Source organism: Steroidobacter agaridevorans (assembly GCF_009932555.1).
GTDB lineage: Bacteria > Pseudomonadota > Gammaproteobacteria > Steroidobacterales > Steroidobacteraceae > Steroidobacter > Steroidobacter agaridevorans.
On sequence record NZ_BLJO01000014.1, the window covers coordinates 16,035 to 29,763 of the forward strand.

The 13,729-nt window shown below is 62.0% G+C and carries 12 protein-coding genes; 7 read left to right on the forward strand and 5 right to left on the reverse strand.

The genetic code is table 11. The annotated features are described in order from the left end of the window. Nucleotides 1-70 precede the first annotated feature (70 nt). Both GYH35_RS33745 and GYH35_RS33750 read left to right on the forward strand, forming a co-directional pair. The gene (locus GYH35_RS33745; RefSeq protein ID WP_161830679.1) at nucleotides 71-706 is read left to right on the forward strand and encodes a TetR/AcrR family transcriptional regulator; all 636 of its coding nucleotides are present in this window, start codon (nucleotides 71-73) and stop codon (nucleotides 704-706) included. Further along, a complete protein-coding gene (locus GYH35_RS33750; protein ID WP_161830680.1) occupies nucleotides 703-1,929 on the forward strand; it encodes a glycosyltransferase in 1,227 nt (408 codons plus the stop codon). The genes GYH35_RS33745 and GYH35_RS33750 overlap by 4 nt, the downstream gene beginning before the upstream one ends. Here GYH35_RS33750 and GYH35_RS33755 read toward each other — a convergent pair. The 5 genes from GYH35_RS33755 to napE are packed head-to-tail and all read right to left on the reverse strand — an operon-like array spanning nucleotide 1,918 to nucleotide 6,031. Then, nucleotides 1,918-2,571 (reverse strand): cytochrome c3 family protein, encoded by a 654-nt coding sequence (locus GYH35_RS33755; protein WP_161830681.1) that lies wholly within the window; start codon nucleotides 2,569-2,571, stop codon nucleotides 1,918-1,920. The genes GYH35_RS33750 and GYH35_RS33755 overlap by 12 nt on opposite strands. Further along, a complete protein-coding gene (locus tag GYH35_RS33760) occupies nucleotides 2,568-3,062 on the reverse strand; it encodes a nitrate reductase cytochrome c-type subunit (RefSeq protein WP_161830682.1) in 495 nt (164 codons plus the stop codon). Before GYH35_RS33760 ends, GYH35_RS33755 begins: the two co-directional genes overlap by 4 nt. Continuing rightward, on the reverse strand, nucleotides 3,062-5,560 hold the full coding sequence (napA, locus tag GYH35_RS33765) for a nitrate reductase catalytic subunit NapA (RefSeq protein WP_161830683.1): 2,499 nt from the start codon (nucleotides 5,558-5,560) through the stop codon (nucleotides 3,062-3,064). The genes GYH35_RS33760 and napA overlap by 1 nt, the downstream gene beginning before the upstream one ends. After that, a complete protein-coding gene (locus GYH35_RS33770) occupies nucleotides 5,526-5,879 on the reverse strand; it encodes a chaperone NapD (RefSeq protein WP_161816410.1) in 354 nt (117 codons plus the stop codon). Before GYH35_RS33770 ends, napA begins: the two co-directional genes overlap by 35 nt. Nucleotides 5,880-5,887: 8 nt before the next feature. Then, entirely contained in the window at nucleotides 5,888-6,031 is a 144-nt protein-coding gene (napE, locus tag GYH35_RS33775; protein ID WP_161816411.1) for a periplasmic nitrate reductase, NapE protein, read from the reverse strand. A 176-nt stretch (nucleotides 6,032-6,207) separates the two neighbouring features. Between napE and fdnG the strand changes: the two genes are divergently transcribed. From fdnG to selB, 5 genes are read left to right on the forward strand one after another with little or no spacing between them, the layout of a single operon-like run. Then, on the forward strand, nucleotides 6,208-9,309 hold the full coding sequence (gene fdnG, locus GYH35_RS33780) for a formate dehydrogenase-N subunit alpha (RefSeq protein ID WP_161830684.1): 3,102 nt from the start codon (nucleotides 6,208-6,210) through the stop codon (nucleotides 9,307-9,309). Nucleotides 9,310-9,319: 10 nt separating this feature from the next. Further along, nucleotides 9,320-10,234, forward strand: coding sequence for a formate dehydrogenase subunit beta (fdxH, locus tag GYH35_RS33785; RefSeq protein ID WP_161830685.1), 915 nt, complete (start codon nucleotides 9,320-9,322; stop codon nucleotides 10,232-10,234). Beyond that, entirely contained in the window at nucleotides 10,227-10,892 is a 666-nt protein-coding gene (locus GYH35_RS33790) for a formate dehydrogenase subunit gamma (RefSeq protein WP_161830686.1), read from the forward strand. Before fdxH ends, GYH35_RS33790 begins: the two co-directional genes overlap by 8 nt. Continuing rightward, entirely contained in the window at nucleotides 10,861-11,790 is a 930-nt protein-coding gene (gene fdhE / locus GYH35_RS33795) for a formate dehydrogenase accessory protein FdhE (protein WP_161830687.1), read from the forward strand. Before GYH35_RS33790 ends, fdhE begins: the two co-directional genes overlap by 32 nt. Further along, nucleotides 11,787-13,700: a selenocysteine-specific translation elongation factor gene (selB, locus tag GYH35_RS33800; RefSeq protein ID WP_161830688.1), complete on the forward strand. Its 1,914-nt coding sequence runs from the start codon at nucleotides 11,787-11,789 to the stop codon at nucleotides 13,698-13,700. The genes fdhE and selB overlap by 4 nt, the downstream gene beginning before the upstream one ends. The last annotated feature ends 29 nt before the right edge of the window (nucleotides 13,701-13,729 follow it).

Genomic DNA, 13,729 nt, shown 5'->3' on the forward strand with positions numbered 1-13,729 from the left:
CCTCACTGCGATTGCGCTCAATTTCTGAACGACGTACAATTCTGCACGTCGTTCAAGTTTTGTGGTTGCCATGACCGAACCGGGTCGCCGCGAGCGCAAGCGTCAGGAAAAGCTGGATCACATCGCGCAGACCGCTCATCGTCTGTTCGAGTCGCACGGCTATGACGCCGTCACCATGGAGCAGCTCGCCGTCGCTGCCGACGTGGCCAAGGGCACGCTCTACAGCCACTTCCCCGTCAAGGAAGCCGTGCTCGCGCACTGGCTCCATATGCAACTGGAGCAGGATCTCGAACAGCTCCTGCCGATCTGTCTTGCCGAGGGCAATTTCAAGCGAGGCATGCGCAAGTTGCTCGATGCGTCGGCTGCGGGGCTCGAGCAGCATCGCGACTATATGCTTCCTTATTTGCGCTACCGGTTCGTCAATGTCGGCCAACCGCAGGCTGAGGCGAATGACGCGCGCTCCGATCTCGTGCGGGCATTCCTGGCGTTGATCACGGCCGGTCAGAAGTCCGGTGAGTTACGAGATACGCAGCCGGCGGCGCGGCTCGCCCTCTTCTTTCATTTTCTATATCTCGCCGCGCTGATGCGCTGGCTGCTCGATCCGAAGTCCGATCTGCATGAAGAGCTCGCGGGCGTGCTGGATCTGTTCTTGAAAGGCTCGCTCAAAGCGAGCGCCGCGACTGGCAAGCGCCCCTCCAAATCATGAAATTTCTCGTTCTGACCTACGGCACGGACGGCGACACTCGACCGCTCGCGGCCTTGAGCCGCGCATTGATGGACGCCGGCCACGAAGCGCATCTGCTCGCAGATGGAGCATCGCTCGGCACAGCGACCGCGCTCGGTGTTCCCGCCACAGCAATTGCTGGCGATATCCGGCAGTCGTTGCGACACGACGGCGCGTCTGCAGGCTTGTTCGAGAAGAACAGCGTCAACAACACGGCAAAGGAGCTGGCGCGAATCGCGAATGATAACGCCGAGCCTTGGCTCCGCTCAGCCGTGCAGTATGGTAAGGGCTGCGACGCCATCATCCTCTCGGGGCTCGCGGGTTTCGTTGGCCTGTCCGCCGCCGAGCATCTGGGTGTGAAACCGATTGGAACGGGAATGTTTCCTCTGACGCCCACCAGGGCGTTCCCCTCTCCTTTCCTGCCGCCGGGCAAACTGCCGCGCATGTTCAACCGGCTGAGTCAGAGCCTGATCAACAACCTGCTCTGGAAAGCCTTTCGCAAAGCCACGAACGAAGCTCGCGCACGCGTATGCGGATTGCCGCCACGAAAGTCGCTCTGGGTCGGGCATCCCATGTTGTATGGTGTGTCGCCCAGTTTGCTGCCTCGACCTCACGATTGGCCGGATAACGCACTGGTCTGCGGTCAATGGCTGGTCCCCGCCAGACAATGGACTCCGCCCGACTCCCTGAATGAATTCCTCGCTGCCGGCGAGCCGCCGATCTATATCGGCTTCGGCAGCATGGGCGGCTTCGAGCCGCGGCATATGCTCGAAACCCTCGTCGATGGATTGGCCGGTCGCCGGGCGTTGTTTTATCCGGGCTGGAGCGGCGTGGAAGTGTCGCAACTTCCAAAGAACATCTTCGTCGTCGGGGAGACACCGCACGACTGGCTGTTGCCGCGAACCTCGCTCGCCGTCCATCACGGCGGCTCCGGCACCACGCACTCGGCCGCGCGGGCCGGCATTCCTTCAGTCGTCGTGCCGTTCGCCGGCGATCAGGCGTTCTGGGCCGAACGGCTTTATCAAGCGGGCGTCGCGGCCAAGCTGTCCAGCTGGAAAGCGTTGAATGCCGCCTCTCTCGCCGAGAGCATCCGCTTCGCGGAGCAAGCGGAAGTACGAGCGCGCGCCCGCACGCTGGGCGAAAGGATGCGTGCGGAAGACGGCTTGACGACGGCGGTCAAAGCGATCGAAGCGCTAGTGTCCTGACGAGCCTTCGGACTCGTTCGAGGAAATCTGCTCGAGCGGCGCGCCGTACAGCATCTCGATGCCTTCCATGTTCGGCAGACGATGCGCGATGCCCTTGTGGCAATCGATGCAGGTGTGCTCGTTGCCCGCCAGCGCCGTCGAGTGGACATACACTGCACGCTGGCTCTGACGTGTCCAGTCCATATATTTGTACGCGTGACAGTTGCGGCACTCGAGCGAATCGTTCGCTTTCAGGCGCGCCCACTCGTGCTTGGCAAGATTCAAGCGCTCCTCCAGGAACTTCTCCCGCGTGTTGATCGTGCCGAAGATCTTGCCCCACACCTCTTTCGAGGCCTGCATCTTGCGGGCAATCTTGTCCGTCCATTCGTGCGGCACGTGACAGTCCGGGCAGGTGGCGCGCACGCCGGAGCGGTTGCTGTAATGGATCGTGCTCTTCAGCTCGGCGAACACGTTATCCCGCATCTCGTGGCAACTCGTGCAGAACTGCTCGGTGTTGGTCGCTTCCAATGCGGTGTTGAACCCGCCCCAGAAGAGGATGCCGCCGATGAAGCCGCCGATCACCAGGAAACCGAGGCTGAAGTAACGGCTCGGAGAGCTGAGCACCCGCCACCAGCGCACCGCCCTGTCGATGAGCGCCTTCACTCTTTCTTTTCCTTGGCTGCCGGCGCCGGCGGATCCGCCACTTGCTGCTCCTGTTCGACCAGGTCGTAGACATCGATGAAGCGATTGTCCACGGGCGGCCGCGCATCGGTCTGGACCACGTGGCACTGCGTGCAGAAGTAGCGTCGCGGCGAAATCTCGGCGAGGAAGTTCGCGTCGCGATCCATATAGTGAGTCGCACTCACCATCGGAGCTCCGAACTCTTCGTTACGCACGCGCGAATGGCAGTACATGCAGAAGTTCACATTGCGCGTGAGCTCGTAGCGGTCGATGGCATGCGGAATGGTGGGCGGCTGGCTCGTATACGCGCGGCCCCGTCGCACATCGAAGTTCTCGACCGTCGCCATGCGCGGGGCCTTCGGCTCTTGATTGAGCGGCGTCGGGCCGCGCAGTCCTTCGAGATTGTCGGCCGCCAGCGCCGCGCTGAAGCACAGCACGCCGATGATCGCGACTCGTCGTACGCGAGGTGTCATCACACCGCTCCCATCGGCACGATCTTCACCGCGCACTTCTTGAAATCGGTTTGTTTCGAAATCGGATCGGTCGCGTCCAGCGTGCACTTGTTGATGAGCTGCGACGCGTCGAACCAAGGCACGAACACGACACCTCGCGGCGGCTTGTTCCGTCCACGCGTTTCGACACGCGACCGCATCTCACCCCGCCGCGAGACTACTTTCACTTCGACGCCCCGACGCACACCGAGCGCTTCGGCATCGTCGGGATGCATGAACACCACGGCATTCGGAAACGCCTTGTACAACTCGGGCACGCGACCTGTCATCGAGCCGGAATGCCAGTGCTCGAGCACGCGACCGGTCACCAGCCAATAGGTGTACTCGGTATCCGGCGCTTCGGCCGCCGGCTCGTAGGGAAACGCGAAGATGTTCGCTTTGCCGTCAGGATTGCCATAGAAATTGAAGCCCTCGCCCGCCTTGACGTACGGATCCGAGCCTTCGCGATAACGCCAGCGGGTTTCCTTGCCGTTCACGACCGGCCAGCGCAGTCCGGGGACTTCGTGATATTTGTCGAACGGCGCGAGATCGTGGCCGTGACCGCGGCCGAACGAGGCGTACTCTTCCCAGAGGCCCTTCTGCACATAGAAGCCGAATGCCTTCGACTCGTGGTTCTCGTAATCCTTGTTGAGATCGCTCAAGGGATAACGATTGACCTGTCCGTTGGCGAACAGCACGTCGAACAGCGTCTTGCCCCGATAGCTTGGATTCGCGTTCAGCAACTCGGCGGGCCACACTTCGTCGGTCTTGAATCGTTTCGAGAACTCCATCAGCTGCCACAAGTCCGAGCGCGCCTGACCCGGCGCATTGACGAGCTGGTGCCAGAACTGCGAGCGCCGCTCGGCGTTGCCGAATGCGCCCTCCTTCTCCACCCACATCGCGGCCGGCAGGATCAAATCCGCGGCCTGCGTCGTCACCGTCGGATAAGCATCCGAGACGACGATGAAGTTCTTGGGATTGCGATAGCCGGGCAGCACTTCTTGATTGAAGTTGGGCGCGGCCTGCACGTTGTTGTTGACCTGCACCCAATAGGCATTGAGCTTGCCATCGGTCAGCATGCGACTCTGCTCGACGGCGTGATAACCGACCTTCGGGCTGATCGTGCCGTGAGGCAGCTTCCACAACTCCTCGGCGTGCTTGCGATGCTCGGGATTGGTCACCACCATGTCCGCGGGCAATCGATGCGAGAACGTTCCAACCTCACGCGCCGTGCCGCAAGCGGACGGCTGACCGGTGAGCGAGAACGGGCTGTTGCCCGGCGTGGCGATCTTGCCGGTCAGCAAGTGCAGGTTGTAACAAAGATGATTCGCCCACACGCCGCGTGTGTGTTGATTGAAGCCCATCGTCCAGAATGAAACGACGCGCACCTTCGGATCCGCGTAGAGCTCGGCGAGCTGCTTCAGCCAGGATTCGGGACAACCAGAGACCTTGGCCGCGTGCGCCAAGGTGTACGGTTTCACGAAGCGCGCGTACTCCTCGAACGACATCGGCGAAGAATCGCCGGCGCGCGACGCGTTCTTCGCCTTCTTTTCGAGCGGATGCTCCGGACGCAATCCATAGCCGATGTCATCGACGCCGCGCTTGAAGTTCACGTGCTTGCCGATGAAGTCGCGATTCACCCGGCCGGTCTCGATGATGTGATTGGCGATGTAGTTCATGATCGCCAGATCCGACTGCGGCCGCATGACCAGCGGAATGTCGGCGAGATCGAACGACCGGTGCTCGAACGTCGAGAGCACCGCGACTTTGACCTTGGGCTCAGACAAGCGGCGGTCGGCGACGCGCGACCAGAGGATCGGATGCATCTCCGCCATGTTCGAGCCCCACAGCACGAATGCATCGGCGGATTCGAAGTCGTCGTAACACCCCATCGGCTCGTCCATGCCGAAGGTCCGCATGAAGGCGTAAGCCGCCGACGCCATGCAATGCCGGGCGTTCGGATCGAGGTTGTTGCTGCGGAAGCCGCCCTTCATCAACTTGTTGGCGGCGTAACCTTCCCAGATGGTCCATTGGCCCGAGCCGAATATGCCGATGGACTCCGGCCCGTTCGCCTTCAGCGCCTCCTTGAACTTCTGCGCCATGATGTCGAACGCAGCGTCCCAGCTGACGGGCGTGAACTCGCCGTTCTTGTCATAGACGCCATCCGTCATACGCAGCAACGGCTGCGTGAGCCGATCCGCGCCATACATGATCTTCGACAGGAAATATCCCTTGACGCAGTTGAGCCCGCGGTTGACCTCGGCGTTCGCGTCGGCGTGGGTCGCGACGACCCGATTGCCCTTTACCGCTACGCGCACGCCGCAGCCCGTGCCGCAGAACCGGCAAGGCGCCTTCGACCATTTCAGCTTGGTGAACTGCGATTCGGTAATGATGTTCTGGGCCGGCGCATTCGAGCTCGCCGCGGCGATGGCCGATGCCGCCGCACTACGCCGCAGGAACTGTCGTCGATTCATCGTCATGTTGTTCTTCCAGGGCCGAAGCACTTTCCATCAAGTGCGCCACGATCGAAACGGTGAGCACGCCGGAGAGCTGCTGTAATTCGGTGGTGGCGTCGGCGAGCGCGCGGCTGTCCGTCGATTCGAGAACGATCGCGACTTTGCCGGAATGTCCGGTTTCGTGCAGTTCGGCGCCCGGCATCGAGTCGATCAGCGCGCGCACGGCCTCGCAACCTGCCGGAGTGGCTTGCACCAGCAGGCTTGCGATGTGCACGAGTGGCTCGTCGGCATCGCTTGCAGTGGGCCCGAATTTCAGAAAATCACGACGTGAAAGCCAGCGCATGGCCACCCTTACACCGACGGCGGCCCGGCGATGAGTTGATACATCCAGACCGCGAAGCCGTAGCCGGCGACGATGAGCACCGCCAGGATGGGCGCCAGAATGAATGTAAGAAAGAAAAACACGGCGAACTCGCGCCGCTTCTCGGCTTGCATGCCGACGTTGTATGCGGGCACTGCTTAGGGAGGAATCACGGATTACCGAGAGCAGTTCCGCAGAGTTCCGGAGCCCATTTCATCGCAGTCGGGCCGAAAGGGGCCGCGTTTGCGAGCCCTGCCATGCAGGCATAGACTGCCCTGACCCATGTCATGGCCGCACGGGAGTTCCTTCCATGAGCGATATGACTAGGCGCCAGTTCCTGGCGATCACCGGCAGCGGGCTGGCAGGTTCCAGCCTGGCGCTGCTGGGATTCTCGCCGGGGCCAGCGCTGGCCGAGGTGCGCGAGTTCAAGCTCTCGCGCGCCACCGAGACTCGCAACACCTGCCCCTACTGTTCGGTGTCCTGCGGCTTGCTGATGTATTCGCACGGCGATAGGTCGAAGAATGCGACGGCAAGCATCTTTCACATCGAGGGCGATCCCGACCATCCGGTGAATCGCGGCACCTTGTGTCCCAAGGGCGCGGCGCTGATCGACTTCATCCACAGCCCGAGCCGGCTCACGCATCCGGAATATCGAGCGCCGGGCTCGGATCGCTGGCAGCGCATTTCCTGGGACGAAGCGCTGGAGCGCGTCGCCCGGCTGATGAAACAGGATCGCGACGCCAATTTCATTGCCAGGAACGCCGCTGGTCAGACGGTCAACCGGTGGCTCACCACAGGCATGCTGGCGGCCTCGGCGAGCAGCAATGAAGCCGGATACATCACGCACAAGGTGATCCGCAGTCTCGGCGTACTGGCGTTCGACAATCAGGCGCGTGTGTGACACGGCCCGACGGTGGCAGGTCTTGCCCCGACGTTTGGCCGTGGAGCGATGACGAATCACTGGGTCGACATCAAAAATGCCGACCTGGTCCTCATCATGGGTGGCAACGCCGCCGAGGCGCATCCGTGCGGTTTCAAATGGGTCACGGAAGCGAAAGCGCATAACAAAGCGCGGCTGATCGTCGTCGATCCTCGTTTCAATCGCTCGGCTTCGGTCGCCGATGTCTATGCGCCGATTCGCGCCGGCACCGACATCGCGTTCCTCGGGGGCGTGATCAATTACCTGCTGGCGAACGACAAGATCCAGCGCGACTACGTCATTCATTACACCGACGCGAGTTTCATCGTGAGGGAGGACTTCGCGTTCAACGAGGGGCTGTATTCGGGCTACGACCCGGACAATCGCAGCTACGACAAGACCAGCTGGGAATACGAAATCGGCGGCGATGGCTTTGCGCACGTGGATCCGACGCTTGCGCATCCTCGCTGCGTCCTGAATCTGATGAAACAACACTATTCGCGCTACACGCCCGAAATGGTCGAGCGCGTGTGCGGCACACCGAAAGAAAAGTTCCAGCAGATCTGCGAGATGATCGGCTCCACAGCGACACCCACGCGCGCCATGACGATCATGTACGCCCTCGGCTGGACCCAGCATTCGGTCGGATCGCAAATGATCCGCTGCGGAGCCATGGTCCAGTTGCTATTAGGAAATATCGGCGTCTCCGGCGGCGGCATGAACGCGCTGCGCGGCCATTCCAATATTCAGGGCCTCACCGATCTGGGGCTGCTCTCCAATACGCTGCCAGGCTACATCTCCTTGCCCTTCGACAGAGAGCAGGACTATGACAAGTACGTAGCCATGCGCGCGTACCGGCCGTTGCGCCCGAATCAGATGAGTTATTGGCAGAACTTCTCGAAGTTCTTCGTCAGCTTGCAGAAAGCCTGGTGGGGTGACGCGGCGACCGCCGAGAATCACTGGGCCTACGACTATCTGCCCAAGTTCGACAAGCTCTACGACATGCTGCAGGTCTTTGACATGATGGAGCACGGCGAGATGAACGGCTATCTCGCGCAGGGCTTCAATCCGCTCGCCGCCGCGCCTAACAAAGCGAAGATGACGGCGGCGCTGTCGAAGCTGAAGTTCCTGGTGATCATGGATCCGCTGGTCACGGAGACGTCGGAGTTCTGGCGCAACTACGGCGTCCACAACGACGTCGACTCGAGCAAGATCCAGACTGAAGTCATTCGTCTGCCAGTGACGTGCTTCGCCGAAGAGGACGGCGCACTGGTCAACTCCGGGCGCTGGCTGCAATGGCATTGGAAAGGCGGCGAGCCTCCCGGCGAAGCGCGCACCGATATCGAGATCATGGCCGAACTGTTCAACCGGCTGCGCAAGCTCTATCAAACCGAGGGCGGCGCATTTCCGGATCCCATCGTGAATCTGTCGTGGCCCTACATCCGACCCAACAAGCCGACACCCGAAGAGCTCGCCAAGGAATACTCCGGCCGGGCGCTCACGGAACTCGTCGATCCAAAGAATCCGACCAATGTAGTTCGCAAGCGTGGCGAACAATTGGCGGGCTTCGGCGAGCTGCGCGATGACGGCTCCACTGCGAGTGGCTGCTGGATTTTCTGCGGCGCCTGGGGACCGGCCGGCAATCTCATGGCGCGACGGGATAACTCGGATCCCACCGGCATCGGCCAGACATTGAACTGGGCCTGGTCGTGGCCGGCGAATCGACGTGTGCTCTACAACCGCGCCTCCTGCGATGCCAACGGCAAGCCGTTCAATCCGGAGCGCATGCTGATCGCCTGGAACGGTAAACAATGGATCGGCGCCGACACGCCGGATTTCAAAGTCGATGACGATCCGACCGCCGGCGTTGGACCGTTCATCATGAACCAGGAGGGCGTCGCCCGCTTCTTCGCTCGCGGCCACATGACTGAGGGTCCGTTCCCGGAACACTACGAGCCGTTCGAATCCCCGCTCGGTTACAACCCGCTCAGTCGCAACGAGCCACGAGCCGTCAGCAATCCTGCCGCACGCATCTTCAAAGCCGACCGGGAAGCCCTTGGCAACGTCGCTCAGTTCCCGCACGTGGCGACGACCTATCGATTGACGGAGCATTTCCACTACTGGACGAAACACGTCCGCCTGAATGCCATCACGCAGCCGGAACAGTTCGTCGAGATCGGTGCGGCGTTGGCCGATGAGCTCGGAATCGCCGCGGGCGATCGGGTCCGGGTCAGCTCGAACCGGGGACACATCGAGGCCGTCGCGGTGGTCACCAAACGCATCCGAGCACTGAACATCGACGGCAAGACCGTGCACACCGTGGGCATTCCGATTCACTGGGGATTCACCGGCCTCGCCCGCCCAGGATATCTGGCCAACACGCTCACGCCCTTCGTCGGCGACGGCAATTCGCAGACGCCGGAGTTCAAGGCGTTCCTGGTCAAAGTCGAGAAGATCGCAGATGCCTCGCCCGCCTCGGGCCAGAAGACGTGAGGAACCGGCCATGGCGCTTCAATCGCTCGATATCGTCCGGCGCTCCGCAACCACGACCTCTTCGCCGAACGTGCGACAGGCGCAAACCGGCACGGTTGCGAAGCTGATCGATACGACCAAATGCATCGGCTGCAAAGCGTGCCAGGTCGCGTGCATGGAATGGAACGATCTGCGCGACGAGATCGGCACGAACATCGGCGCCTATCAGAATCCGCACGATCTCACCGATCAGTCCTGGACGCTGATGCGTTTCGCCGAGTACGAGAATCCCGACAAGGGCAACGATCTGGAATGGCTCATTCGCAAGGACGGCTGCATGCATTGCGCGGATCCCGGCTGCCTCAAAGCCTGCCCCGCGCCGGGCGCAATCGTGCAGTACGCCAACGGCATCGTCGACTTTCACGAGGAGAACTGCATCGGCTGCGGTTATTGCATCGCCGGCTGCCCGTTCGACATTCCGCGCATCTCGAAGCGAGATCACAAGGCTTACAAGTGCACGTTGTGCTCGGATCGCGTTGCCGTCGGTCTCGAGCCCGCCTGTATCAAGGCCTGCCCGACCGGCGCGCTCGTCTGGGGCACGAAAGAAGACATGCAACAGCACGCCGCCGAGCGAGTCGAAGATCTGAAGTCACGCGGCTTCGATAACGCGGGTCTGTACGATCCGCCGGGCGTGGGCGGCACGCATGTGATGTATGTGCTTCATCACGCCGACCAGCCCCAGCTCTATAACGATCTACCCGCGGACCCGCACATCAGCCCGGCAGTGAGCCTGTGGAAAGGCGCGACCAAGCCACTCGCACTCGCCGGCATCGTGCTGACGGCCCTCGCCGGCTTCTTCCATTACATTCGCGTCGGCCGCAACGAGGTTCACGAAAGCGATGAGCAAGCCGCCGCGCGGGAAACGGAGCGCGCTCGCCATGAGTGATCCTACAACCGATCCATCACGCCGCACGATCCAGCGCTACACGCCCAATGAGCGCACCAATCATTGGGTCGTGGCCATCGTCTTCGTCTTGACCGCGATCTCCGGGCTGGCGTTGTTTCATCCGGCGCTCTATTGGCTGAGTGTGTTTCTGGGCGGCGGCACCTGGACACGAATACTGCATCCGTTCCTCGGGCTGATCATGACCCTCGCCTTCGCGGTGTTGGCGGCCGCGATGTGGAGGTTCAACAAGATGGAACCGCGCGACTGGCAATGGCTGCGCCAGGGGCGCGACGTGGTCAACAACCGAGAGGATCGCCTGCCCGAGGTCGGCCGTTTCAATGCCGGGCAGAAGCTGGTGTTCTTCGTATTCGTCGTCTGCATGCTCGCGCTGCTGCTGTCCGGCATCGTCATCTGGCGTGAGTATTTCTCCCTGTACTTTCCGGTAGGCGTGATTCGCGCCGCGGCCGTGGTCCATGGGCTCAGCGCCTTCATCCTGATCTGCGCCATCGTCGCGCACATCTATGCCGGCATCTGGGTGAAAGGCTCGATTGGCGCGATGACGCGTGGTACCGTCACGCCTGGCTGGGCCTGGAAACATCACCGCGCCTGGTTCCGGGAAAAGCTCCATGCAACGCATCCTCGACCCCGGTCAGATTGAAGCGTTCGCGCAACGAAATATTCAGCGCTTGCGCCTTCCGGATCGTGCGCGCGTATTTTCCACTCGCGCCGCGCGATTGCGCCAGCAAAGCGAGCGTGGCGCGGTCGGCCATTCCATTGGCGACTACCTGCAACTGATGGCGCATCTTGCCGATGCGCAGCAGGCCGCCCTGGCCACCATCGAGCCCGCTTTACCGACTGCCGAGCAGATTGCACACGCTCGGACCTTTCATATGCCAGTTGTTCCGGTGGGCAGTTGGCAGCGCGAAGAGCAGTGGCGTGAGTCGCTGCGCTCGATCTGCGATGCTCTCGCGGCTCTGCCAGACATTCCCATACCGGTGCGCTCGGTCTGCGATCGATTGCGAGCTCTGGAGCCAGAACAGCTCGAAGCGCAAGCAGAAACTTTATTAGCGACGCAGACCTCGCCCGTCGATGCCGCCTCGGCTCCGTTCGTGATGGCGGCATTGCAGGTGTATTGGGTGGCGCTCGCCAGCCGCATGAGCATCGATGCGATCGGGGAACTCGATGTTCCGGGCGTATGCCCGACCTGTGGCTCGTTGCCGGTGGCGAGCGTCGTGCGTGCAGATTCTCGGTCGCAAGGACTTCGCTATCTGCATTGCGCTCTGTGTGCCACCGAGTGGCACATGGTGCGCGTGAAGTGCAGTCATTGTCAGAGCACGAAGGGCATCAGCTATCAATCGATCGAGAACGGACCGCGCGGCCTGCGCGCCGAATGCTGTGACACGTGCCATACGTACCGCAAGATTTTGTATCAGGAGGAAGACGTCGCCGTCGAACCCGTCGCGGACGATCTCGCCAGTCTGGCGCTCGATCTGCTGCTCGGCGAGGCCGGCTATCGCCGAGCCAACCCGAATCCTTTGCTGTGGAACCCGTCATGATCATCGGCACCGCCGGCCACATCGATCATGGCAAGACTTCGCTGGTCCGGGCGCTGACCGGTGTCGATACCGACCGGCTGAAAGAAGAAAAGGAACGTGGCATCTCGATCGAGCTCGGCTACGCCTATACGCCGCTGCCGAACGGCGGCGTGCTCGGATTCGTCGATGTGCCAGGCCATGAGCGCCTGATTCACACGATGGTCGCGGGCGCATGTGGCATCGACTTCGCGCTGCTGGTCGTCGCCGCTGACGATGGGGTGATGCCGCAGACTCGCGAACATCTGGCCATTCTGGAACTGCTCGGCGTCGGCCGGGGCGCAGTGGCGCTGACCAAAGTGGATCGAGTGCGCCCCGAACGTGTGCGCGAAGCGGAAGCTCAAGTAAGGGCTCTCCTGCATCACACTGCATTAGCGAGCGCACCGATCTTCCCGGTAAATGCCGTCGCTCCCGACGATCCGGGCGCAGCCGCTCTTCGCAAGCATCTTCACGAAGCGGCCGCAGCCCTGCCGGCGCGTAGCAACGCCGGTCTGTTCCGGCTGGCAGTGGATCGAGTCTTCACCCTGCCCGGCCACGGCACGATTGTCGCGGGTACGGTGTTTTCAGGACGCGTCCACGTTGGTGACAATCTTATCGTGATGCCAGGCAGCGCTCCCGCGCGGGTACGTAGCATTCATGCGGAGAATCGCGCGAGTGATGACGGCGTGGCCGGTCAGCGCTGCGCACTGAATCTCGCTGGCATCGAGAAGAGCGCCATCTCGCGTGGCGACTGGCTTGGCGATCCGCGTGTGCTCGTTGCGACCAAACGCGTCGACGCGCGAGTTCATTTGTTAGCTCACAGTGAGCGGAAGCTTTCGCCAGGAACATCCGTTCACGTACACATCGGAGCCGCGCACGCTCTCGCTCATTTGATGCTACTCGAGTCGGAGCATCTCACGGCTGGCGAATCGGCACGAGCACAACTCGTGTTCGAAACCGCGATCTGCGCGCTGCCGGGCGATCGATTCATCGTTCGCGATGCGCAAGCCGCCCACACGATTGGCGGCGGCGTGGTGCTCGACTCGTCAGCTCCATCGCGCAAACGCCGGTCAGAGCAGCGCCTGCGCTACCTCGATGCTGTCGAGAAAATGCTCGCTGGACACGGCCTGTCGCAGTTGTTGGCCGATGCGCCGAACGGCGTAGCCCTGGCGGATCTCGAGCGATTGACCGGCCACAACGCGGCGAGCGTGATACTTCCGGTCGGCACGCTCCTCAGAGGCACGAAGCAGGAGCAGTTCGCAATACTAGAAGCCGCGTGGGAAACGCTGCGTGACGATGCACTCCGTGCCTTGCGAGAATTTCACACGGAATCTCCGGACGATCCCGGTCCCGATAGCGGCAGACTGCGACGAATTACCCGACCCGACTTGCCCGCACCGCTCTGGGCTGCGCTCGTGGACGAGCTCACCCACGACGGCTCGATGACTCGTCACGGTCCATGGCTGCAACTTCCCGATCACGCCGCATCGCTGTCGGAGAGCGATCGAGAGCTCGCTCGTCAGTTGCAATCTCTCATAGCGCAGGCGCGACCCGAGCCTCCTTGGGTGAGAGATCTGGCCAGTGCCGTTCGACAGCCCGAAGAACGAGTCCGCCAGGTTCTACGCCGGCAGGTGGCCTGTGGAACGGTCTGCCAGATCGTGCATGACCTGTTCTACGACAGCGATCGCGTCGACACCCTGGCCGGCGTGGTCGCCTCGCTGGCTCGGGAGCAAGGGAGTGTCGATGCCGCGAGCTATCGAGATGCGATCGGGCTGGGCCGCAAACGATCCATCCAGATTCTGGAATTCTTCGACCGCGTCGGCTACACGCGGCGCGTTCACGATGTCCACGTGCTGCGCAAGGACAGCGGCTGGAACGTGCAATATCCCCATTGATGAAGGCAGGGCCCGTCATGAGCCCTGCC

Bases quoted from the DNA above. Each gene is read 5' to 3' on its own strand.
- fdhE (WP_161830687.1), top strand. From the start codon at position 10,861: ATGCAACGCATCCTCGACCCCGGTCAGATTGAAGCGTTCGCGCAACGA.
- GYH35_RS33760 (WP_161830682.1), bottom strand. From the start codon at position 3,062: ATGACACCTCGCGTACGACGAGTCGCGATCATCGGCGTGCTGTGCTTC.
- GYH35_RS33750 (WP_161830680.1), top strand. From the start codon at position 703: ATGAAATTTCTCGTTCTGACCTACGGCACGGACGGCGACACTCGACCG.
- napA (WP_161830683.1), bottom strand. From the start codon at position 5,560: ATGACGATGAATCGACGACAGTTCCTGCGGCGTAGTGCGGCGGCATCG.
- selB (WP_161830688.1), top strand. From the start codon at position 11,787: ATGATCATCGGCACCGCCGGCCACATCGATCATGGCAAGACTTCGCTG.
- fdxH (WP_161830685.1), top strand. From the start codon at position 9,320: ATGGCGCTTCAATCGCTCGATATCGTCCGGCGCTCCGCAACCACGACC.
- GYH35_RS33790 (WP_161830686.1), top strand. From the start codon at position 10,227: ATGAGTGATCCTACAACCGATCCATCACGCCGCACGATCCAGCGCTAC.
- GYH35_RS33745 (WP_161830679.1), top strand. From the start codon at position 71: ATGACCGAACCGGGTCGCCGCGAGCGCAAGCGTCAGGAAAAGCTGGAT.
- napE (WP_161816411.1), bottom strand. From the start codon at position 6,031: ATGCAAGCCGAGAAGCGGCGCGAGTTCGCCGTGTTTTTCTTTCTTACA.
- GYH35_RS33770 (WP_161816410.1), bottom strand. From the start codon at position 5,879: ATGCGCTGGCTTTCACGTCGTGATTTTCTGAAATTCGGGCCCACTGCA.